This window comes from Streptomyces sp. NPDC001787, assembly GCF_040297465.1.
GTDB lineage: Bacteria > Actinomycetota > Actinomycetes > Streptomycetales > Streptomycetaceae > Streptomyces.
The window spans coordinates 80,070-100,306 of the sequence record NZ_JBEOZE010000008.1 but is presented as its reverse complement, the minus strand read 5'-3'; the positions used below and the strand labels follow the sequence as shown (position 1 = coordinate 100,306).

The window sequence follows — 20,237 nt, the reverse complement described above, 5'->3', positions numbered from 1 at the left end:
GTGCCTGCCTCTCGATCGGTCCGGCTGTCAGATTTCGGTCCCGGCGCGCACCAGCCACAGCCCGCCCGACAGAGCGGCGATAACGGGTGCGGGGCGCCGACTGCGGGCCCGTGGGAGAAGGCTCCGGACCTCGGCAGGCAGCCGAAGGTACGGAGGCGGGTCGACGGCGGCCGACGGGGTGAGTGCCGGGGTGCTCACCGGGCGCTCACCGCCGGCAGGGGAAGAGCGTCGGGGGAGGCGAAGATCGCCACGGCGGGCGCGGGGCGCCGCTCGGCGCGCAGCCGCAGCGGTGTGACGCGCACACCGTCGACGGCACGCCGGACCGGCGGCAGGTCCTCCCAGCCGAGGTCACGCAGCAATGCCAGGAGCGCGCCGCGCGTGTGGCCGGTGGCCGCAAGCTCCCATCCGACCCACTCCAGGCCGTGCTGCGCCGCGTGATCGGCGAGCCACAGCGCCAGCAGCCGCGCCTCCTGGTCATCGCGCCCCGGCACCGGTGGGACGAGGGACACCCAGATCCCCGGGCCCGGGCTGTCGCCGCTCCTGTGCGGCAGGTCGACGCCGGGGTGCGCGACGAGGCATCCGACGAGCGTGTCGTCGTCGTAGAAGCCGGTGACGGTGGCCTGTGACCGGATGAATTCGACCAGCTCGTCAACAAGATGGTCGATGCCCTGGTCGGCGAGCCCGAGGGCGGCCTCCTGGGCGAGCGCGGCGGCCTCGGCTCTCGCCGCGTCGGTGCGGACCGGGAGCACCGCGTACACCGGGGTGCCGGCGTCGCTCATCACGCCGCTCCCGCCGTGGACGCGGCAAGCGCTGGCGGGCTGAGGGCGCTGGCCGGTGCGGATTCCCCGAAGATCCCCCAGGCGTGGCCCAGACCGACGAGGTGGACCGCGTTGTCGGCGTCCGCCTTGACGGCGACCGCGTCGATCTCCGCCCGCACGTCATCGGCCCGTACCCCGATCGCCTCACCGATAGCGGCGTTGAGGTTGTACTCGGCGACGGCCCGGATGACCTGCCGGTCGCGCGCGGTGAACTCCGGGGTCGGCCCGGTGGTGGCGGGCGGCTGCACTTCCCGGGCGGTGAGCAGGGCGTGGGTGAGGACAGCGCGCGAGGAGCCAGGGCGGTTGAACTTCCGCCGGACAGCGGCGAGGTGGCTGGCCACTGTGAACACGGCCAGGTGCTCCTGGCGGGCGATCAGCTGGTTGGAGGCGCCGTAGACGAGTCGTGCGGCGACGCGGTGCTGATCCGGGGTGAGGACGGTGGGCGGGGTGTCGGTGGTGGGCATCGTCGGTCCTGGGTCGAGGAAGGAGGGGGTGGCGGAAGACGGTCGGCGCGGGCCAGGGCACCGGGGGCTGCCCTGGCCCGCGCTCGGGTGCGGTTACGGCGTGGGCTGCAGTGCGACGGGGAGCGCGGTGACGTCGGTGCCGATGAAGGACCGCTGCGGCTCGAGGTCGTTGACGTCGCCGGTCAGGGCGAGCTGGGGGAAGCGCTGGAACAGGGCGGGAAGGGCCTCTTCGGCTTCGAGCTTGGCGAGGCGGGCGCCCAGGCAGTAGTGGATGCCGTAGCCGAAGGCCAGGTGCTGCTTGTCGTCCCGGTCGATGCGGAAGACCTCGGGGCTCTCGTGGATGTCCGGGTCGCGGCCGTGGGCGCCGAAGCCGATGATGATCGCGTCTCCCTGACGGATGACGACGCCCTCGCCCAGATCGATGTCCGCCGTGGCGTACCGCAGGGGCATGTACATGATCGGAGGGTGCAGGCGGAGAGCTTCATCGATGGCGTCGCTCCAGCGCGCCGGGTCGGCGAGCACGACGGCGAGCTGGTCGGGGTGGGCGAGGAGTTCACGGATGAGGGCGTTGATGAGGGCGACGGCGGTCTCGCTGCCGGCGCCGATCATCAGGATGAGGGTGGAGATGAGCTCGGTGTGGCTGAGGCGGTCGCCGTCCTCTTCGTGGGTGGCCAGCAGCAGGCTGGTCATGTCCTCGCCCGGGTGGCTGCGCTTGGTGTCGATCAGGGCCTGCATGGCCTGTCCGAGATCGCGCTTGATGGCCTCGGCTTCCTCGGGGGTGACGTCCGTGGCGAGCACGGAGTCGATCACACGGAGCATCTCGGGCCGCTGCTCGGCGGGCACGCCGAAGAGGTCGCAGATCACCCGGGTCGGGACGGGGTAGGAGAAGTGCGCGCGAAGGTCGACGCGGCCGGTGGGGGCGAGCGTCTCCAGCTGGTCGAGGAGGTCGGTGACGATCGCGCGGATGGCGGGGCGCATCGCCTCGATGCGGGCGGGCGTGAACGCGCGGTCGACCAGCCGGCGCAGGCGCTGGTGATCACCACCGTCGGAGGTGAACATCGACACCACGTCCACCCACGGGTACAGCCACGGTATGGATCCGGGGGTGTGGGACGGCCAGGACTTGCGGGCGTCCTTGGAGACGTCGTCGTGGGTGAGGAGGACCTTGGCGACGTCGCCGCGGGTGACGGCCCAGGCGGTGATGTCGCCGGGCAGGCGGACGCGGACGGCGGGCCCGGCGGCGCGGAGGGTGTCGGCTTGGGCGAACAGGGCGCGGCCGCCGCTGCTGTCGAGGGTGACGGTCGCGGTGGGGGAGGTGCTGCTGGTCACGGGGTTCCTCCTGCGAGGGCGGGGATGCGGTCGGCGGACTTGGGGCGGAAGGTGACGGGCATCGTCTGCGGGCACTGGTGGAAGGGGCCGTGCCGCAGAAGGGGTTCGGCGCCCTGGCCGGTCAGCGTCATGTCCCACAGCTGGTCGAGGATCGTCTCGACGGCGGTCTGCACGATCGTGGTGGCCTGGGAGATTGCGGGGCAGCGGTGCGGCCCGGCCGACCAGGCGAGGTGGGCCTGGCTGTCGTAGCTGCGGCCGCTCGGCAGTGCGGGGTCGGTGTTCGCGGCGGCGTGGGAGATCAGGACCGGGACACCCCCCGGTACGGGAACGCCGTGGAGGTAGGTGTCATGGCGGGCGAAGTGGACGGAGAAGTTCGCCATGGGGGCGCGCTCCCACAGCGCCTTGTCCAGAGCCCGGCGCACGGTGAGCGTGCCGGAGGCCAGGCTGCCTGCGTATTCGTCGTCCTGCAGCAGCAGGTGCAGGGTCCAGGCGGTGGCGGCGGCCGTGGGGATGAGGCCGGCGCCGGTGACGCAGAACAGCTGGTTGAGGATCTCGTCGTCGCTGAGCTGTGCGGCGTGGTTGATCATCCAGGAGGTGAGGTCCTGGCCGGGCCGTGTCCGGCGCAGTTGGATGAGTTCGTACAGCAGGCCGGCGAAGTCCGCGGCGCCCTGGACGGCTTCGGGGCCGGCGCTGATGAGGTCCTGGCAGGCGCGCACCATCTGGTCGGTCTTCTCGGGCGGGCAGCCGAGGATTTCGGCGAAGTTGAGCATGGGCACCATGTCGGCGAAGTCGGCCATCAGGTCGGCCCGGCCGCGGGTGATGACCCGGGCGATCAGCTTCAGTGCGTTGCGCCGGGTGATGTCCCGAAGCCAGTGGGGGCTGATCCGGGCGATGCAGTCGTCCATGGCCCAGCGCAGGCGGGCGTGCTCGTCGCCGTCGGTGTAGAGGACGGAGGGCCGCCAGGCCATCATGCCGAGCACCGGGCTGTCCTGGGGGACGTGGCCGGCCGCCAGGTCGGCCCACAGGCGCGAGTCCTTGGAGTAGCTGTTCGTGTCGTTGACGAGGGTGACGGCGGCCCGGTGGTTGGTGACGACCAGTGCATGCACGCGGGGGGCGATCTCCGCCCATCCGGCCGGGCCCTGGGCGCGCAGTTGCTCGTAGACGGCGTTCGGTTGGGCGGCGAACGCGTCACCGTGCAGCATGGGGCAGCCGCTGGTGGAGAGCGGGGGCGGCGTGGTCATGAGACGGGCTCCAGGCTGGGGCGGGAAAGCAAGTGGGATATGAGCGCGATCAGCGGCTTCTTCGCCGACTCCCTGCGCCGGACGTCGCACTCGACCAGCGGCGTGGAGGGGGCCAGGTCCAGGGCGCGGCGCAGTTCGCTCTCGCCGTAGCGGGGCGAGCTGTGGAAGGTATTGACGGCGACTACGTAGGGCAGGCCGGCTTCCTCCATGCGGCCCATGGCGTCCCAGGACTCGGTGATCCGCGCGGTGTCGACCAGGACCACGCCGCCCAGCGCGCCCCGCATCAGCTCGTCGACCATGAAGCTGAACCGGGGCTGGCCGGGGCCGCCGAACAGGTAGAGCACGATGTCGTCGGTCAGGGTGAGCCGGCCGAAGTCGAGCGCCACGGTGGTGGTGGTCTTGTCCGACAGGCCGCGCAGAGTGTCGACCGCCTTGCCGGCCTCCGTCAGGCGTTCTTCGGTCGAGGCGGGCCGGATCTCGGACACGGCGCCGACCAGGGTGGTCTTGCCGACGGCGAACGGCCCGAGCACGACGACCTTCACGGACTGCTCGACCCCGGGGGCCAGGTAGTCGCCCTCAGAGCTTTTCAAGCGCATCGAGAATCCTCTCCAGCAGATGACGGTCGGTCTGCTGAGCGGCGGGGACGGGGCTGCGGCTGACGAGGTGGCCGCTGTCGACGAGGGAGGCGACCAAGACCTTCGTCACGGCCGCCGGCAGCTGCAGGTCGGCGCTCACCTCGGCCAGCGACAGCACGCCCGGCAGGCAGTGCTGCATCAGGCGGTGGGAGTGAGCGTCCAGCCCGGCCAGCGGCTTGTTCGGATCGGCGATCAGCAGCGTGGCCACGTCCAGCGTGCGGCGGGTGGGGACGGCCCTTCCCCCGGTAGGGGTGTAGGGCCGCACCATCCCGGCACGCCGGCGGCCGCGGGGCGTCACGAGGTCCGGGCCCTCGCGCGCGCGGACAGCGCGGGGGCCAGGCCCTTGATGGCCTTGATCGTCTCGGCGGACGCGACCGCGACCTCGGCGTCGGTCATCTCCGCGCCGATCGAGACGGCAATCACGGTGTTGTGCCCGGCGGCGAAGACGAGGACGCACGCCCCGAGAAGATCGATGATGATCTTGCGCGGGGTCGGGTCTTCGGCCGACGGCGCGAACTCGCCGACGCCGCGCCCCAGCGAGAACAGGCTGGAGGAGCTGGCGGCGGTCCGGTCGGCCACGTCGCGGTGCAGCCCTTCGGAGTGCGCCAGCACCAGGCCGTCGCTGGTGAACAGAACCACGTGCTCCACGCCCTTCGACTCGGCGAGGCGGTTGAGCACCCAGGTCATGTCGTGGGTGTCGGCGGTCGGCTGCTGCTCAGTCATGAAGCTGGTCTCCTTCAAGGGTGTTCTCGGTGTGGTGGATGGTCCGCCCCAGCTGGGCGAGGCTGGCGGAGAACGCATCGGGGTCGTCCGACGGCGCGGGCTCGCTGTCCCGGACCGGCGCAGGGGCAACCGGCGGGCGCCGCCGCCGCTGAGGCAGACCTCCAGAAGTCAGTTCTCCGGAAGTTGCGTCTGCCGCTCCGGCGGCCGCAGCAGGTCCCAGGGAGAGGGGCGTGTGCCCGCCAAGGGACGCTGCCGCCTGGCGGTCGGCCTCAATCTCCTCGTCGGTCGGGCCGTGCCCGAACAGCTCCTGAGGGATGCGCAGTACGGCCCGCACCCCGCCGAACGGGGAGGTACTGGTGACGTCCGCGGAGAATCCGTACTCGCCGGCGAGGCGGCCGATGACCGCGAATCCGAGCTGGCCGGTGTCCTGCACGGTGGTGACGTCCAGGACTCCACGCTGCCCCAGCTGCCTGGCCGCCGCCTCGCGCTGGAAGTGGTTCATGTTCAGGCCGCCGTCATCGACGACGATGCAGTACCCCGTCTGGAACGCCTGTACCTCGACGAACACCTTGCCGTCGGAGAACGCCGTCGCATTGGACAGCAGCTCCGTGAGCGCGACGGTGACCGGCTCGACGACCCGCCCCTCCAACCAGGTCTCCCCGGTACGCGGCTCGTAGGTGTAGCTGACCCGCAGGTAGTCGCTGATCCGCCCGCGGGCCGACTCCACGACCTCACGAACCGTGCAGTCCGCGCGCTGCAGCCCCGGCCACGACCCGGTCAGGATCCGCATGCGCTGCAACGTGTGCAAGGACTGGGTGACCAGGTGATCGAAGGCCATCAGGCTCTGGTGATACGCCGTGCCGTCGGGATGGCGCTCCATCTCCTCAACGACACGCAACTGGCAGCGGTGCAGACCGGTCTGCGCCTCATCGATGACGTCGCGCACCGAAGACCTGGCCGCGCGCCCGATCTGCTCGCGGGTGACGGTCACAGCCTCCTGCAGCAGCCGTGTCACGGCCTGGTGCGCGTGGTCGACGACGGTGCCGGCCAGCTGCTCCTGGCGGAGGCCGGGGACCGGCACACCGCGGTGCCCGCGCGCCAGGACATCCACCAGAGCGGGCATCACCGCGTCGGCGAAGTGCCGCACCTCGGCCTCGAGCGCGGCTATGTGCGTGCTGTCGGCCTCGTGCTGCTGCTCCAGCTGCGTGCAGCGCGCGGCCAGAGCGCGCTTGGCGCGGGTCTGCGCGAGGAGACCCACGGACGTGACGGCAAACCCCGCGCCGAGCACGGCTGCGGTTACCTGGGGATCGAGCACGACGACTCCTGACACATGGGGATCGGCAGCGGGCGGAGAGCGAGGGAGGAGAGGCGGTGTTCCCGTCCCGCCGCGCGGCCGGGGATGGGGCCGGGACGGAGCCGCCGGTAGCCCGGACCGGCGGCGGTGCTCTCAGGGGCGTCGTTCACGCGGCGATCACCGTCACCGGCGTCACCTTGCGCAGCTCGTACAGCCGGACGGCGCTGTTGGCCAGCCCGAGCATCGAGTACGCCTGCGGGAAGTTCCCCACCTGGCGCCCGGTGGCCGGGTCGTACTCCTCCGCGAGCAGGCCCAGGTCACTGCGCAGAGTCAGCAGCCGCTCGAACAGGGCCTCGGCTTCGTCCAGTCGGCCGGTGAGGGCCAGAGCGTCGACTTGCCAGAACGAGCACAGAAGGAACGCGCCCTCGTCCCCCGAGAAGCCGTCCATGCCCACCTGCTGGCCGTCCGTGCGGTAGCGGTGGACCAGGACGCCGTCGGGGGAGAGCTCCCTGCGGACAGCGTCAACCGTGCCGATCACCCGCGGGTCATCTGCCGGAAGGAACCCGGTCTGCGGCAGGAGCAGGAGCGAGGCGTCCAGCTCCTTGGAGCCGTACGACTGCGTGAAGGTGTTGCGCTCGCGGTCGTAGGCCCGTGCACACACCTCGGCGTGGATCTCTGCACGCAGGGCCACCAGGGCCTCCAGGTCCGCGTCGAGCACGCCCTGCTCGACGAGGCGGACCACGCGGTCCACGGCAACCCAGCACATGATCTTGGAGTAGGTGAAGTGCTGGCGGCCGCCGCGGACCTCCCAGATCGAGTCGTCCGGCATGCGCCAGTGCCTGCGGACGTAGTCGACGAGCCGCAGGAGCAGCCGCTCGGTGTTCTCGCATCGGGCAACGCCGAGCTCGTGCGCCAGGGCCAGCATCTCGATGACCTCGCCGGGCACGTCCAGCTGCAGCTGGTCCACCGCGCCGTTGCCGATCCGGACTGGGCTGGAGTTCTCGTATCCGGGAAGCCAGTCGAGCTCCCGCTCGGGCATCTCGCGGCGGCCGTCGAGGCGGTACATGATCTGCAGGTTCTCCGGGTCGCCGCCGATCGTGCGCAGCAGCCACTGCCGCCACGCGACGGCCTCGTTTCGGTATCCCGTCCGCAGCAGCGCGGACAGCGTGACCGCCGTGTCCCGCAGCCATACGTAGCGGTAGTCGAAGTTGCGTACCCCCCCGAGGTCCTCGGGCAGGGAGGTCGTCGGCGCGGCCACGATCCCGCCGGTGGGGGCATGAGTGAGCGCCTTCAGCGTGATCAGAGACCGGACGACCGCATCACGGTGCGGGCCGTCGTAGACGAGCTGGGCCGCCCACGTCTCCCAGAAGGCGGCGGTCTCCTTCAGCGCCGCCTCGGCGTCGGGGACCTCGGGCGCGGGAGCGTGGGACGGCGCCCAACTCATGGCGAAGGCCACCCGGGCGCCGGCCGCGATGGTGAAGGAGTGGTGGACGGCGCCGTCCTTCTCCTCACCCTGCGCAGACGTGTCGAGCCACAGCGCGTCCCGGCCGGACACCGCGGCCATCCGCCCGTCCTGGTCGTAGATCCACGGCACCCACCGGCCGTAGTCGAAGCGCGGGGCGAGCGCCGAGGTCATGTCCACCGTGCCGGTGACGCCCTCGACGATCCGGATCAGCTGCGGGCCGTGCCCGTCACGGGGCGGCATGAAATCGAGGACGCGGACCGTGCCCGTCTGGGTGTCCCACTCGGACTCGACGAGGAGGCTGTCGCCTACGTAGCGGCACCGGTTCGCGTACGGGGCGGGCACACCGTCCGGGACGGCGGGAGCTATCCGCCAGAACCCGTGCTCGTCGGTGCCGAGAAGGCCGGCGAAGACCGCGGCCGAGTCGAAGCGCGGCAGGCAGTTCCAGTCGACGCTTCCGTCCCGGCAGACCAGAGCAGCGGTCTGCATGTCGCCGATGAGCGCGTAGTCCTCGATGCGCGGCGCGCGAACGGCAGGGGTGTGAGTGCGAGGCGGCGAGGTGGTCATGAGGTGCGGTCTCCAGGCGAAGCGATGATGGCGTAGGCGTGCGAGTGGTCGAAGCGCGAGTGCACGTGCGTGGGGCGGCGCCAGGCGGCGGTGGTTCGCAGCTCGCCCGCCTCCAACGACGCCCAGGAGGTGAGCAGGTCGCGGATCTGCTGCCCGGACCGGGGCCGGAAGCCGATGCCCGCCCCTTCGTAGAGACGGGTCAGGGCAGTCATCGCCTCGGGAGCCATGTCCGTGGTGGCGTGGGTGACGGACAGCACCGAGCCGGTCGGAAGCCAGGACCTCAACTCCGCCAGGACGGTGTGCACCGTCTCGTCGCCGATCCACGGCAGGACGTGGTGCAGCAGCACCCCGATCGGACGGCCGCGGTCGAGCTGCACGATCGGTCCGGCGGCCAGGAGGGCCGGCATGTCCCCGAGGTCTGCCCGAAGTGATGCCGTGCCGTGCCGCTCGGCCAGAACCATCCGCGCGTGGGCCTCCACCCCGGGGTCGGCGTCGACGTACACCATGCGGCGCACCTCGTCGGGCAGGTAGCGGTTGTCGTCGTGCGGCAGGCCGCATCCCAGGTCGATGACCTGGTCGATGCCGTACTCCCGTGCGAGGCAGGCCAGGACTCGTGGGCCGTGTGCGCGGTTGACGCGCACGCTGGCCGGCAGCCACGGCGCCACCGTGATCAGGTCGCGAGCGAAGTCCCGGTCGGGGCGGTAGTTGTCGGTGCCGCCGGCGAGGTGGTCCTGCAGGCGCGCGACGGTGGGTCTCGCGAAGTAGTCGTCGGGGAATCCGGAGGTCATGCGCTCACCCCCACACGGGCAAGGGCGTGCCCGACGCCCGGGACGTTGCGACCCGCGCCATGGGGGTGCCGGGCCTGGATACGGCTCGCGAAGGCGGCTTCGTCGAGAAGGAGCAGCCTGCTCATGGGCTCCTCCGGCGGTGGGGTGCCGAGCAGGACTGTGAGGAGCCGAATGATGGCGATCATGAGGCGGCCCTCCGCTCCATGTCCTCGGCCGCGCTCATGAGCGCCCTGTGTGTCGCTTCACGGCCCCACGCGGCGTCGGCGGCCTCGCGTAGTCCGGCGCCGATGATCCGCGCGGTGCCGGAGCCGGTCTCGTAGGTGGGGGACAGACCGAAGGTCACCACCATCCGGTGCTCATGGAGGGTCACCTCGGCGGTCGCACCCACCGTGTGGATGAAAAGCACCTGTTCCGCAGGCAGGACGCGGATGGCCAGGCCCTGCCCCTCGCGCTCTCGGCTCACGAGCTGGGCCAGGTGCCGCAACTGGTCGGCCACCATCGCGGGGCGATCGCCACGTCCCTGGGCCAGCACGGTCTCGTCCAGCAGCACGGTCCGCCGCTGTCCCTCGGCCCAGTCCACGCCGTGCACCCACGACGGCAGCCCGAGCACCGGCTCATCAGGGGCGATGCACACCTCCGGGTCCAGCACGAACCGCTGGTAGCCCTCGGTGCGCAGACCGGCGGGCACCTGCCGGCAGTACTGGATGACCTTGCTCGCCAAGCGCATCACCGCGATGTGACGAGCCGTCGCCTCGTCGAGGGCCACGTCCACCCAGCAGTCGTGCGGGGCGCGTCGGCCCCCACCCTGCTCCTGGTGCATCCCGCGGTTGTAGCCCTGAGGCGGAAGACTCCTCACCAGGAATCTCGCGTGCTCCCCCGCCACCCCGTAGAGCCGCAGCAGCGTGCCGAGCGCGTCCGACGGAATGGAGGACTTGGCCCGCTCCCACCGGCTGACCGACGGCACGGACACCCCGACAACGCGGGCGGCTTGCTCCAGCCTGATGTGCTGCGCTTCGCGCCGGCACCGCAGGTAGAGGCCCGTCATGATCCGGGCGGGCGCCTGCGGCACCTCAGCCGGCGGCGACGGAACAGCGTGAAGCATGTCGAAAGGTCCTTGCCTGGGTGTTCGGGTGGTCAGGGAAGGTCGAGGGGCGGGATCGGAGCAGGGTCATCCGTTTCCGGCGGGGGCCGCCGAGCGGTCAGCCGGGGGCCGAGGAGCACCAGGGCGGCTATGGCCAGCACGATCAGGACGGTGATGACCAGTCCGGTGGCGGTCACCGCTGCCTCGGCACGGATTCGGCGAGGGTGAACGGCAGGACGCGGAGGTGATCGCGGCCGGGTCTCCACGGCCACCAAGCGCTGCTCTCGGACACGGGTCTACGCACAGCGGGCCCCCTGGTGACGGGGGTAGCGCGTGCCGGGTGCCGTGCGCAGGCGGGCGCGGGTGAGGCTGAGCGCCTCGTGCAGCGCGCCGGCCGGGGTAACCGCGTTCCGGACCGGGCCGGGGCGGGTCACCCACAGGCCCATGCAGCCGCGGTAGCCGCCCGCACCACAGCTCCGGGATCCCGCTGCGGGAACGCAGTCGGAGTGCGCGGCCCTCCACCGGTGCACCGTCTCGGCCTCCACCGGCACCACGAGCTGGCGATGGGCCAGGCAGTACTTCACCGGCCCGACGCCCGTGCCCTCCCCGACGAGGGCGTCGAGCGCGGGCAGGCCGAGCGCCAGGCCTACCCGCACCGAGGCCAGGTCCGAAGGAAGCCCCATCGGCGGTTGCTCACCGAGAGCGATATGCCACAGGTGGTCACTGCGTAACGTCATGAGGTTGTGTTCTCCAGCGAGTGATCGGGGCTCCGGTGCCGCGCCGTGGCGGGGGCGGCCGGCGCGGCACCAGAGCGGGGACAGGGCGCCGCGGCTGTCAGGCGTACGCGGCGCCGGCCGCGACGACAGCCCGGGGAGGGGTGGGCTGTCGTTCGGGCGGTGACTCGGGCAAGAGAGGCCAGCGCCTCGTGCCTTCGTCACGCCCCCCGTGTCCGGCGGGGGGCCGCATGTAGGGCCCGTACCTGGGCTCCTCCCGTAGTCCCTGGAAGCGGCGGCGGGCATCCGGGGCGAGGTCTTCCGGCATCGGCTCGCCCCAGCGCACGACCTGCCCGGAGGCCGTGACCTGGTCGAAGCCCGGGCGTCCCCTCAGGGCGTCGGCGAGTGCTTCAGCGAAGACCGGGTGGCCCATGTCCATGAGCCCGCTGCGGCGATCCGTGCCCACCGGGACCGCCAGGAGCGGAAGCCGGTACAGAGCCACGGCCACCGCGTCGAGCAGGAGGCCGGGGTTCGCGAGCCGGCTCTTCCAGTACTCGTAGTCGTGGGCGGCCGTCGCGGCGAGAAGCTGCACGCCCAGGAGCTGCTTGGCAGGCGGGTGGAAGGGGTTCACGTCGTCACCGCCTCGCGCGGCAGCGGCTGCTGAGGTTCGATGGCACCGGCTGGCAGGAGGTACCCGGTGTGCTTGAACACGGCGGTACAGCCGTTGAGGGACAGCACCTGACGGGTGGCTACAAGCCAGTGGCGGGCGGGATCGCCGTAGGCGACCTTCGTGAGGTCGTCGCCGGGGACGGGCGAGAGGGTGTCCCTGTCGTACAGGATCCCGGCGACGCCCCACGGCAGCGGCCGTTCGACCCAGGCCGCGACGTGCCCGCGCAGGTGCGGGCAGTGCTCGACCGCGATCAGCGCACACGGGGGGCAGACCGGGGCTGCGGTGGTCAGCTCTCCCTCTTCGATCGGCCGCCCCACGTCCTTGAGGACGAACAGCTGTCGCTCCGGATCGTGCTTGAGGGTGTCGGCGCCGCAGACCTGGCACAGCATCCGGCTGACGGTTCGACGCTGGCGCAAGGCGTGGACGGTGGGGAACAGGGGGCGGCCGGATCCCCGGGCGATGGCCTGACGGATCCACAGCACTCCGTCCGCATCGCGGTCGTACGGCCCCTCGTCCGTGAAGCCGATCCCGCGCCCGGTTCGGTGACGAACCACGGCCGGCGCATGTGCCGTCTCCACGCTCCACGCGGTCACGTACGGCACCGGGAGGCCAGCATGTGTGTACCGACGAGCGGTCATGCGGCTGCACTCGCCATCGCGGCCGGCCGATGCGGGGCAATGATCGTGCCGTCGGGGAGCAGCTCACCGGTGTCGTCGAACGTCAGTACCCCGTTGCAGCGGAGCGCCCAGCCCTGATCGGGATGCGCCGCGACCAGGACGGCGGCCTCGTGGTCGGGGGCCTCGGCGGAGGGGCAGGCGGGCGCGTGCTGACACATGGCGATTCCTTGAGGGAAGCGGCGCTTGAGAGGCATGAGCTCGAGCGGCGATGAAAGGGATGACCGGCTGCCGCGGGGGAGTCCCTCGCCGCGGCAGCCGGGAGGCATGGGCGGCGTGCCCGTGTGCCTCGCTCCGGCCTTGCGGGAGCCGCGGTGCTGGGGCAGCACCGGACAACTCCCGGTTGAGGAACGGAGCCTGAGGGCAAGGCAGCGCAGGGCGTGCACGGGGAGCCTGTGCCGTGCGCTGGCGCTCGCCCCGTTCTTGGGGTGGTTGACGGTGGCCTCTGCGGTGACCAAGACCTTGATCGTGCGGCGTTCGGCGGCGGGGCGGGCCATCATCAACTACTCCCTTCTGGGGTGTGCAAGGCGGGTTACGGCAGTGGCCGGCGCTGCCCCTTCTCAACGGTGGGTCACTGACCGCAGGGCGGGGTTCACCTCTGTGAACCTGCGGGTCGCCCATGGGCTGCGCAGCCGAAGTGCGTGTTCCTGGTATCGCGTGAAGCTGTGAATAGCGTTGCCCTTGGCGAGCCTTGCGGGTAGCAAAAAGCCACCCCCACTTCTCCCCACTTCGGGACCGGCAAGTGCTCTCTGCTTGCCGACTCCCCCTTGCCGACTACATCGGCGAACTGGGCAAAAGCGGTCATTCTTCAGCGTGTCGAGACGCGCGCGACGGGTTCGGCAGCCGTCGCCGCCTACGCCACCCCACTTCACCCCACTTCATCGGATCCGCTTGACTCGGATCCACGGGCTGCAGTAAAGCGCCCGCTTGGTGGGTTTGTGGGGGCATGGAGAAGCCGTTCTCCGTGTTCTGCCAGGTAGGAGCCGGTTTCGGCACCTTTCTTCGAACGGTCCCTTCGGCTGGGACGGGCTTTGGGAGACGTTGCGCTGGTGCTCGTCGTGCCGGATTGGCCATGTGGAGCTCGACCTCGTGAGCGAATTCGACCCTCCGCGGTCCGTGCTGGTATCCGGAAGTTCGCCTTCACCGCGATGAAGTGGGGAGAAGTGGGGTCGGCTTTCCCTGTCGCCAGCGCCGCGTCATCAGCGACCGTATTCACCAGGACTTGCCAGTCCGTCCCCCCGGGCATCGTGAATGCAGCGAGGAGTGACCCCCGTGCTTGGTCCCAGTACCGCCTTGCAAGAAGACCAGGAATGCAGCCTCGGTCGTCCGCTGACGCACGCCGTGCTCGACCTCCGTGGCCTCGACGCGCCGCAGAGCGCTGCTCGCGGCATAGTCCGTCGTGCGCTCACCCAGGCCCCGGCGGAGTTCATGGACGACGTGGTCCTGGTGGCCGACGAACTGGTGGGCAACGCGGTTACGCACGCCGGGGAGGCTGTCGACGTCTCCCTCGACCTATACCCGTGGGGAACGGTGGTCCAGGTCCGCGACAGCGATGGCGACACGGCCGCAGTGCCCCGAAAGCCGGCACCGGCCGGCGATGAGGAAGTGAACGGGAGAGGCCTGTTTCTGGTGAACGAATTGGCCAGTGCTTGGCGCGTGCAGAGCGATGAGGCAGGGAAACGAGTCGTCGCGATCTTCCTCTACCGAGCGGGTGGCACGCACTGATGCTGCCCCACGATCTTCCCCGCCGTCCCGTGGCCCCGGGCTTGCTCCTGAAACCCCTGTGCGTCGGGACGGGCACCTCACGGTGGTCCACGAGCACCAGCCGGCCGGACGATGAGAAGCTCCTCGACGGCCTGCGCTGCGCAGTGGAGTCAGGCGTGGAACTCGTCGACACGGCGGACAGTCACCTCCACGGGCACGCCGAGCGGCTCGTCGGCAAGATCCTCAAAGAGAACCGGGGCCACAGGGTGCAGGTGTCCAGCACCGTGGGCCGTGTCCTGGGCTCTGCTCCTCACCCGTACGCCGGCCCGCGTGTGCGCCATCAGCTCGAACAGACGCTGGAGAATCTCTACCTCGCCGAACTCGCCGTCTACACACTGGAGTCGTACGACTTCGGCAACGGCGATCGCTACCTCGCCCCCGTCGTTGAGCAAATGCGGACCCTTCGGGATCTCGGCCAGATACGAGCCATCGGCCTGCGAGGCCCGGACGGCTGCTCCTCCCCCCGCGACGTTCGCCGCTTCCGGGAACTCTTCGACGAGATCCGCCCCGACGTCGTCTGGACACGGGCGAACGGGCTGCTCCCCCTGCCGGACATCGGTGACGGCGAGGACCTGGGAACCTTCACCGACCGCCACGGCGTCGGCTTGTTGATCGCCTCTCCGCTGGCCAACGGCGTCCTCGCCGGCAGGCGCCCACGCATGGAATCCCGGGCGGCGGACCAGGCGGCGAAGGAGATCGCGGCAATCGACCACGGCCTGGCCGTCTTGGCCGACCGGTTCGGCCCCTCGGCCGATGCCCGCCTCCGAGTCGCCCTACGGTTCATCCTCCACCAGGCGCAGAACGCGGTGGTGGCCGTCGGCGTGGGCGACCGGACAGAGGTCAGCCGGTACTTCGAATGTCTCGACGGGCCTCTGTGCGCCACGGACCTGGCGGTGATCGAGGAGGTCTTCCAGCTCATCCGGAATGCGATGCGCCTTCCCGAAACTGGCGCGATGATCGTAGAGACGACCGACCCGGCTGAACGCGAGGTACTTCCGGCTCAGCCGGAGAAGCCGTTGCGGAGGTAGCGCGGGATCCCGTCGTTCAGGGCCTGCAGAGCCTGTTCCGCCCTGGCCCGCTGCCGAGCCGGCAGTAGTTGCAGCGCCTTGGGAACGTCGAAGAAACCGTGCTCGGAGATCTCCTCGTCGCAGGGCTTCAGCTCTGCGGCCTGTCCGGCCGGAAGTACCCCGGCGTCGAAGACGAAGCCGAGGTAGTCGTCCCACGGGCCATGCGGTTCGACCCAGTCGACGCACAGGAAATGCAGGCTGGTGACGCTCAGGCCGAGCTCTTCACGGAGCTCGCGGCGAAGTGCTTCATCGGGGGGTTCGTTCGCCTCGGCCATGCCCCCGGGCAGGTCCCAGCCTTCCTTGTAGGTCGGGTTCACCAAGAGCAGCCGGCCCTCCTCGTCGCGCACCAGGGCATCGGCGGCCGCCCGCTTCCGGGCCTGCTTGGCGTTTCCTTCGGCCAGGTAGGCGTCGCGGCCCGGCTCTCCTGGCCTGGGTACATCGTTCACTGGGGACCTTCCGGGAGCGCGAGACTGCCGAGCAGCAATCTACGGTGCCGAGCAGCTGCGGCCATGCGCGAGAGGAGGTCACGGACTTCCGGAACCTGGCGATGGTGATCGAAATCGCTCTGCAGAACCGCAAGTTGGCTGCTCAGTCGCAACGACATCACGGACTGGCCGGCGCTCAGCAACTCCACGCCGACCTGGCAGGCTGCATCGACCTGCTCTTGAGCCAACAAGACCCGCGCGAGCGTGACCTGCCCGAACGCCCGGCTCCGCACCCGGCTCGCGTCACGCAGTGCCAGTGCACGCGCCGCTTCCGCAGCCGCGGCGTCAAGCGCGCCGAGATCCAGCAATGCGGAGGCCGCCTCACTGGCCAGGGCCGCATCGTCGAACGGGGCGACCCACGGCGACATCGGAACGGAGGCCGCGAGGGATAAGGCATCGCGTGCGGAGTCGAGAGCCTGACGCGCACCGCGTCCCTCGTCGCGCCGGGCGAGTGCCCGGGCCTCCATGGCGTGGAGGCGTGCCGAGAGGGCCGGGACCCGTGGGCCGACGGACAGCCGCGCCAAACCGCTGCGCGCCAGGTCGGCGGCGATGTCCACCTGCTGGGTCTGCAGGGCCAGGTGGCTCATGCCTGCCAGTACGTTCGCGCCCGCGGTCACGTCGGTGAGGCTCTGAGCCAGCCGGAGTGCGCGGTCGAAGTGCCCGGAGGCCAGGTCGTCCCGACCGGCATCGTGAGCCATCCACGCCGCCATCTCCGTGAGTACGACCGCGGCCCCGAAAACTCCCTCGCCGTCCTCGCCGGACTCCGTCGAGCCGAAGAGGCCAGGGGCGACGACGGTGGTGAGGTAGTGCACCACGGATCGGTAGACATGGCCTCCACCGAGCTGACGGTCGGCAAGCCTGAACGACTCCAGAGCAGCAACGTGCGGCCCCTCCTCGCCGCTTCCTGGCGGGCGCTCGCCTCTCGCCGCCGGTTCGGGTTCGGTCCGACCGCCGGCGTCCGGTTCGGCCGGACCGAACAGCCGCTCGGCCGACTCGTCGAGCAGGTGCTCCAGGACCCGGCAGGTCGAGTGGCGAGGGAGCCCTTTGATGTCCCCGGCCATCCACCGGTCCCAGGTGGACCGGGAGACGTACACCGAGGCGAGAGAAGGGTCACCGTCCAGCTGAGCCACCTCCTTGGCCGCCCGCTGGAAGTGCACCGTGAACGTCTCGTAGACGCGCATGCGCCGCTCCGCGACCGCCTTCGGGAAGAGGATCGCCCTGCGCATCGCCACCCCCCTCTCAGAGGCCGGTGCCGGGGCCGAAGCCGAGGAGCGGGACGTTATACAGGGACGGGTCCCGGCGCCGCGTCAGGACCGGGCCCGCCGCGTCGCCGAGGACTTCGATGATCGGGATCTCGGAGATGAACTGCACGGTCGCGCCGAGCAGGTGAGAGACCCGTCCCTCGGCCCCCGCACCCTTGATGCCAGCCGCGACATGGATGTGGGGCGCCAGGCAGTCCTTGTCCAGGTCCCAGGCGAGCGTCCCGCCGCCGAGCGCCTCGAGCGTCTCGACCGTGACTTCCTCCCACAGCGGGGCCTCGGGGTCGGCGAGCGGCTCACAGGTGCCCACGAGCCGCGCCGAGCTGAACCCGCCGACGAAGGTGGGGATGTAGCCGGACCGGATGTCCTGCTCCTCGCAGAATCTCGTGAGCCCGTCGAGGAAGTCCTCTCCGTGGTCGAGGGCGAGTACGAACTGCCGGCCGGGACGGACCTGGGAGAAGCGCATGGGCAAGGACGTCCTTCGTGATCGTTGCTGGGGGATCAGGCGTAGTCGAGGAAGGCCTTGGCGATCGCCTCGCGGGGAGTTCCCGCGGCCAGGTGGGCGGCCAGGACGAGGCGGGCCTTGTACGGGTCGAGCGGGCCTGCGGCGATCAGGCCGTGGGCCAGCAGGTCGCTCTCGGAGCCGGGGAAGGCGTAGGTCGAGGTGAGTACGGGCCCCGTTCCGATGCGCGATGCGAGGACGACAGGCATGGCCTCGGCCAGAGAAGCCAGCCGGGGGACCCACGTCTGGGGTACGTGGCCGACGCCGAAGGCGGCCACGACCAAGCCGGTGACCCGGCCCTCCAGCCCCTCCAGCAGGATCCCGCTGCTGCCGAGGGACGCGGTGACGACCTCCACCTCGACCGGGGTGGACTCGGGAGTGAGGGGCAGCGCCACGGGGGCGGTGCGCTTCAGCAGATGCCAGAGCCGGACCGTTCCCTCCACCAAGTTGCCGACAGGGCCCGTTGCGGGCGAGGTGAAGGCGGCCGGGCTGGTCGTGTGCATCTTCCGGACGTACCGGGCGGCATGGATCTCGTCGCCCATGACGACGAAGACGCCGGTATCACGCACCCCAGCACTGGTGGCGGCCTGCACGGCGGCAAGGATGTTCGCCGGCCCGTCAGCGCCCGCTGCCGCGGCACTTCGCATGGCGCCGGTGAAGACCACCGGCGTGCTGCCCCGGTAGTAGAGGTCAGTCAGGAACGCGGTCTCTTCCAGGGTGTCGGTGCCCTGGGTGACCACGATCCCGTCGACGCCCTCCCCATCGGCCTGCTCCAGCCTGTGCACCAGGTCGACGATGTCGCCGATCGTCAGGGACGCGCCGGGCAGCTTGCGGAAGTCCTCCGTGCTGACCTCGAAGCCACGGAGACCGGGTACTGCGGCAACCAGATCGGAACCGGTCAGCGTGGGCGCGACGCCCGGCCCCGAGGCGGTGGGGGTCATGGCGATGGTGCCACCGAGGGCCAGGACGAGGACGGAACGGTGCTGCTCAGCGGGAGACACGAAGGGCCTTTCATCTCTGGGGACAGCGTGGACAGGACTCATCAGTCGGAGGTGAGCTTGCCGAGGAAGAGCAGGGTCTCGTCCAGGGCCTCCACCGTCAGCAGGCGACTGCGCGGGCGTACGAGGCCTGCGACACCGTACTCGCCGAGCGAGCGGCACCGGGAGGTCAACCAGCTCCAGTCCAGGCCCAGGTAGCCGGAGAGGATCCGCAGCCGGCCCGCCGGGTCCGAGGCGCCAGCGAGGACATCGTTTCTCTGGGCGTCGGCGAACGCCGAGGCGTAGGTACGCAGGTCGCCCCGGGCCGATGTGCTCCCGGCGGCCCAGAGTGCACCGCCGGGAGCTCGCACCCAGTTCGCCACAACGGCTCGTTGGCCGGGTACGAGGGCCACGCCGTCCACCTCGGCGTACTCCGGCTTCGGTATCACCCGTACCCGGATTCCGAGGCGCTCCATGAGAGCGATCGCCAACAGCAGCAGTACCCTCTCGTACCGCTCTGATCGGGCGATCTCGTTCTCCGGCAGGCAGAAGACCCGCACTGTCTGCGTTGAGCCGCTGTGGAAGCGCGTGAGCGTCTGGAGGTAGTCGAGCTTGTGCTTGAAGAACAGCCAAGGGGCCGCTTCCTCGCCGCTCTGTTCGCGCGTCCAGAACATCGGCACCACTGAAGCCTCGGCCAGTTCCTGTTCGATGTGCTGGGCGCAGAACGCAGACCCCATCCAGCTGCTGCCCGCGGCGCTCAGGTCGACGAGGAACTGGCTGGGGGCCGATCTCGGCAAGGAGAGGTAGGTGCTGATGATGTGGCGCTCGCTGTCGAGGACCTGGTCGTCGGCCAGGAGACCGTCGTCGAGTTGTGTGAGTGCCCAGAGGATGCCGTAGGTGAGGTCGTCCAGGAGATAGGCCGAGGGAATCGACAGGGCCCCGGTTGACTGCGGCCCGGGGCGGCCCGCCCGGCGGGCGGATGCAGCTTCGCGGACGTACAGCTCCAAGTTGCCGAGACGCTCCTCCACCCCTACGAGGAACCCGCGGCGCGCCGGACGTAAGAACCCCTCCAGGTCACGCTGGGCATCCTGGTGCAGCGCCTCAGGGTTCACCTCGTCGCCGTGCTTGGTGACGGACAGAAGATGTACTGCGGCACTCGTCCCGTCCAGACGGTGGCGCCCGCTGATCTCCCAGGTCCCGGCCGGGCCGCCGGCCGGGATCAGCAGGCTGGAGGTGGGCCAGCGGGATCCGACCTGTTCCGCCACAGACCCCATGGCCACCAGGGGCTCGTCCGCGTCGGGCGCGGGAGCAAACAGCACGTCCACTGGGTGTCCGAACATCCGCTCCAGGATCTGTGCTGCCTCACCGCGGGGCCGGCCGAACCAGGTACCGGATGACCACCGGTCGAAGGTGGTGCGCCCCAGGCCAACCGTGGCGAGACGACGGTTGTTGGTCTCCTGGGCGAGGCTTCGCCCGGTTGCGGTGTAGGGCACGCAGAACACTTCCCAGGTGGTCAGGTTCTGTTCCTTCAGCAGGAGGCTGAACAGCGTCGGACTCATCGCGACAGCCCTTCCCCTGGGTGTGTACGGGCAGCAGAGCAGCGACCCTACGTCCACGCATGGCGACAGGGACTGCACACTTCGTGACCCTGGCAAGGATGCGCCCAAAGGCAAGCCGTTAGCAATATGGTCGAGCAAATTGCTCGGCCATATTGCTTGTAGGCG

24 protein-coding genes are annotated in these 20,237 nt (G+C 70.5%); 2 read left to right on the top strand and 22 right to left on the bottom strand.

The window, feature by feature from the left end; translation table 11 throughout:
- Positions 1-194 precede the first annotated feature (194 nt).
- The 17 genes from ABT170_RS13950 to ABT170_RS13870 form a co-directional block, all read right to left on the bottom strand.
- Entirely contained in the window at positions 195-779 is a 585-nt protein-coding gene (locus ABT170_RS13950; RefSeq protein ID WP_351866967.1) for a hypothetical protein, read from the bottom strand.
- Positions 779-1,282 carry a LuxR C-terminal-related transcriptional regulator gene (locus ABT170_RS13945; RefSeq protein WP_351866964.1) on the bottom strand — a complete coding sequence of 168 codons (504 nt, stop codon included), beginning with the start codon at positions 1,280-1,282 and terminating at the stop codon, positions 779-781. Before ABT170_RS13945 ends, ABT170_RS13950 begins: the two co-directional genes overlap by 1 nt.
- 93 nt (positions 1,283-1,375) lie before the next feature.
- On the bottom strand, positions 1,376-2,611 hold the full coding sequence (locus tag ABT170_RS13940; protein WP_351866961.1) for a cytochrome P450 family protein: 1,236 nt from the start codon (positions 2,609-2,611) through the stop codon (positions 1,376-1,378).
- Positions 2,608-3,852, bottom strand: a complete 1,245-nt coding sequence (locus ABT170_RS13935; RefSeq protein WP_351866958.1) for a cytochrome P450 family protein — start codon at positions 3,850-3,852, stop codon at positions 2,608-2,610. The genes ABT170_RS13940 and ABT170_RS13935 overlap by 4 nt, the downstream gene beginning before the upstream one ends.
- On the bottom strand, positions 3,849-4,448 hold the full coding sequence (locus ABT170_RS13930) for a GTP-binding protein (RefSeq protein WP_351866955.1): 600 nt from the start codon (positions 4,446-4,448) through the stop codon (positions 3,849-3,851). Before ABT170_RS13930 ends, ABT170_RS13935 begins: the two co-directional genes overlap by 4 nt.
- A complete protein-coding gene (locus tag ABT170_RS13925; RefSeq protein ID WP_351866952.1) occupies positions 4,429-4,755 on the bottom strand; it encodes a DUF742 domain-containing protein in 327 nt (108 codons plus the stop codon). Before ABT170_RS13925 ends, ABT170_RS13930 begins: the two co-directional genes overlap by 20 nt.
- Before the next feature lie 26 nt (positions 4,756-4,781).
- Positions 4,782-5,210: a roadblock/LC7 domain-containing protein gene (locus ABT170_RS13920; RefSeq protein WP_351866949.1), complete on the bottom strand. Its 429-nt coding sequence runs from the start codon at positions 5,208-5,210 to the stop codon at positions 4,782-4,784.
- Positions 5,203-6,525 carry a histidine kinase gene (locus ABT170_RS13915; protein ID WP_351866946.1) on the bottom strand — a complete coding sequence of 441 codons (1,323 nt, stop codon included), beginning with the start codon at positions 6,523-6,525 and terminating at the stop codon, positions 5,203-5,205. The genes ABT170_RS13920 and ABT170_RS13915 overlap by 8 nt, the downstream gene beginning before the upstream one ends.
- Before the next feature lie 145 nt (positions 6,526-6,670).
- Entirely contained in the window at positions 6,671-8,533 is a 1,863-nt protein-coding gene (locus tag ABT170_RS13910; protein ID WP_351866943.1) for a glycoside hydrolase family 15 protein, read from the bottom strand.
- The gene (locus ABT170_RS13905) at positions 8,530-9,321 is read right to left on the bottom strand and encodes an SAM-dependent methyltransferase (RefSeq protein WP_351866940.1); all 792 of its coding nucleotides are present in this window, start codon (positions 9,319-9,321) and stop codon (positions 8,530-8,532) included. Before ABT170_RS13905 ends, ABT170_RS13910 begins: the two co-directional genes overlap by 4 nt.
- Positions 9,318-9,506: a hypothetical protein gene (locus tag ABT170_RS13900; protein ID WP_351866938.1), complete on the bottom strand. Its 189-nt coding sequence runs from the start codon at positions 9,504-9,506 to the stop codon at positions 9,318-9,320. The genes ABT170_RS13905 and ABT170_RS13900 overlap by 4 nt, the downstream gene beginning before the upstream one ends.
- Positions 9,503-10,423, bottom strand: a complete 921-nt coding sequence (locus tag ABT170_RS13895) for a Scr1 family TA system antitoxin-like transcriptional regulator (protein WP_351866935.1) — start codon at positions 10,421-10,423, stop codon at positions 9,503-9,505. Before ABT170_RS13895 ends, ABT170_RS13900 begins: the two co-directional genes overlap by 4 nt.
- 32 nt (positions 10,424-10,455) lie before the next feature.
- Positions 10,456-10,599, bottom strand: a complete 144-nt coding sequence (locus tag ABT170_RS13890) for a hypothetical protein (RefSeq protein WP_351866932.1) — start codon at positions 10,597-10,599, stop codon at positions 10,456-10,458.
- A gap of 99 nt (positions 10,600-10,698) precedes the next feature.
- Positions 10,699-11,139 carry a hypothetical protein gene (locus tag ABT170_RS13885; protein ID WP_351866929.1) on the bottom strand — a complete coding sequence of 147 codons (441 nt, stop codon included), beginning with the start codon at positions 11,137-11,139 and terminating at the stop codon, positions 10,699-10,701.
- Between the two features lie 97 nt (positions 11,140-11,236).
- On the bottom strand, positions 11,237-11,746 hold the full coding sequence (locus ABT170_RS13880; protein WP_351866926.1) for a DUF6302 family protein: 510 nt from the start codon (positions 11,744-11,746) through the stop codon (positions 11,237-11,239).
- Positions 11,743-12,339, bottom strand: a complete 597-nt coding sequence (locus tag ABT170_RS13875) for a hypothetical protein (RefSeq protein WP_351866924.1) — start codon at positions 12,337-12,339, stop codon at positions 11,743-11,745. Before ABT170_RS13875 ends, ABT170_RS13880 begins: the two co-directional genes overlap by 4 nt.
- A gap of 80 nt (positions 12,340-12,419) precedes the next feature.
- Positions 12,420-12,620 carry a DUF5999 family protein gene (locus ABT170_RS13870; RefSeq protein ID WP_351866921.1) on the bottom strand — a complete coding sequence of 67 codons (201 nt, stop codon included), beginning with the start codon at positions 12,618-12,620 and terminating at the stop codon, positions 12,420-12,422.
- Positions 12,621-13,731: 1,111 nt separating this feature from the next.
- On the opposite strand from ABT170_RS13870, the gene ABT170_RS13865 reads away from it, so the two are divergent.
- Both ABT170_RS13865 and ABT170_RS13860 read left to right on the top strand, forming a co-directional pair.
- Positions 13,732-14,184 carry an ATP-binding protein gene (locus tag ABT170_RS13865; protein ID WP_351866918.1) on the top strand — a complete coding sequence of 151 codons (453 nt, stop codon included), beginning with the start codon at positions 13,732-13,734 and terminating at the stop codon, positions 14,182-14,184.
- Positions 14,184-15,251: an aldo/keto reductase gene (locus ABT170_RS13860; RefSeq protein ID WP_351866916.1), complete on the top strand. Its 1,068-nt coding sequence runs from the start codon at positions 14,184-14,186 to the stop codon at positions 15,249-15,251. The genes ABT170_RS13865 and ABT170_RS13860 overlap by 1 nt, the downstream gene beginning before the upstream one ends.
- Here the strand turns inward: ABT170_RS13860 and ABT170_RS13855 are convergent.
- The 5 genes from ABT170_RS13855 to ABT170_RS13835 are packed head-to-tail and all read right to left on the bottom strand — an operon-like array spanning position 15,224 to position 20,072.
- Positions 15,224-15,736: an NUDIX domain-containing protein gene (locus ABT170_RS13855; protein ID WP_351866914.1), complete on the bottom strand. Its 513-nt coding sequence runs from the start codon at positions 15,734-15,736 to the stop codon at positions 15,224-15,226. The genes ABT170_RS13860 and ABT170_RS13855 overlap by 28 nt on opposite strands.
- Complete coding sequence (locus tag ABT170_RS13850) at positions 15,733-16,956, bottom strand: NsdA family TPR-like regulatory protein (RefSeq protein WP_351866912.1); 1,224 nt, start codon at positions 16,954-16,956, stop codon at positions 15,733-15,735. Before ABT170_RS13850 ends, ABT170_RS13855 begins: the two co-directional genes overlap by 4 nt.
- 58 nt (positions 16,957-17,014) lie before the next feature.
- Positions 17,015-17,500, bottom strand: coding sequence for a PPC domain-containing DNA-binding protein (locus ABT170_RS13845; protein WP_351866909.1), 486 nt, complete (start codon positions 17,498-17,500; stop codon positions 17,015-17,017).
- A gap of 35 nt (positions 17,501-17,535) precedes the next feature.
- Entirely contained in the window at positions 17,536-18,537 is a 1,002-nt protein-coding gene (locus tag ABT170_RS13840) for an asparaginase (RefSeq protein ID WP_351866906.1), read from the bottom strand.
- A 41-nt stretch (positions 18,538-18,578) separates the two neighbouring features.
- Positions 18,579-20,072 carry a hypothetical protein gene (locus tag ABT170_RS13835; RefSeq protein WP_351866903.1) on the bottom strand — a complete coding sequence of 498 codons (1,494 nt, stop codon included), beginning with the start codon at positions 20,070-20,072 and terminating at the stop codon, positions 18,579-18,581.
- Positions 20,073-20,237: the final 165 nt, after the last annotated feature.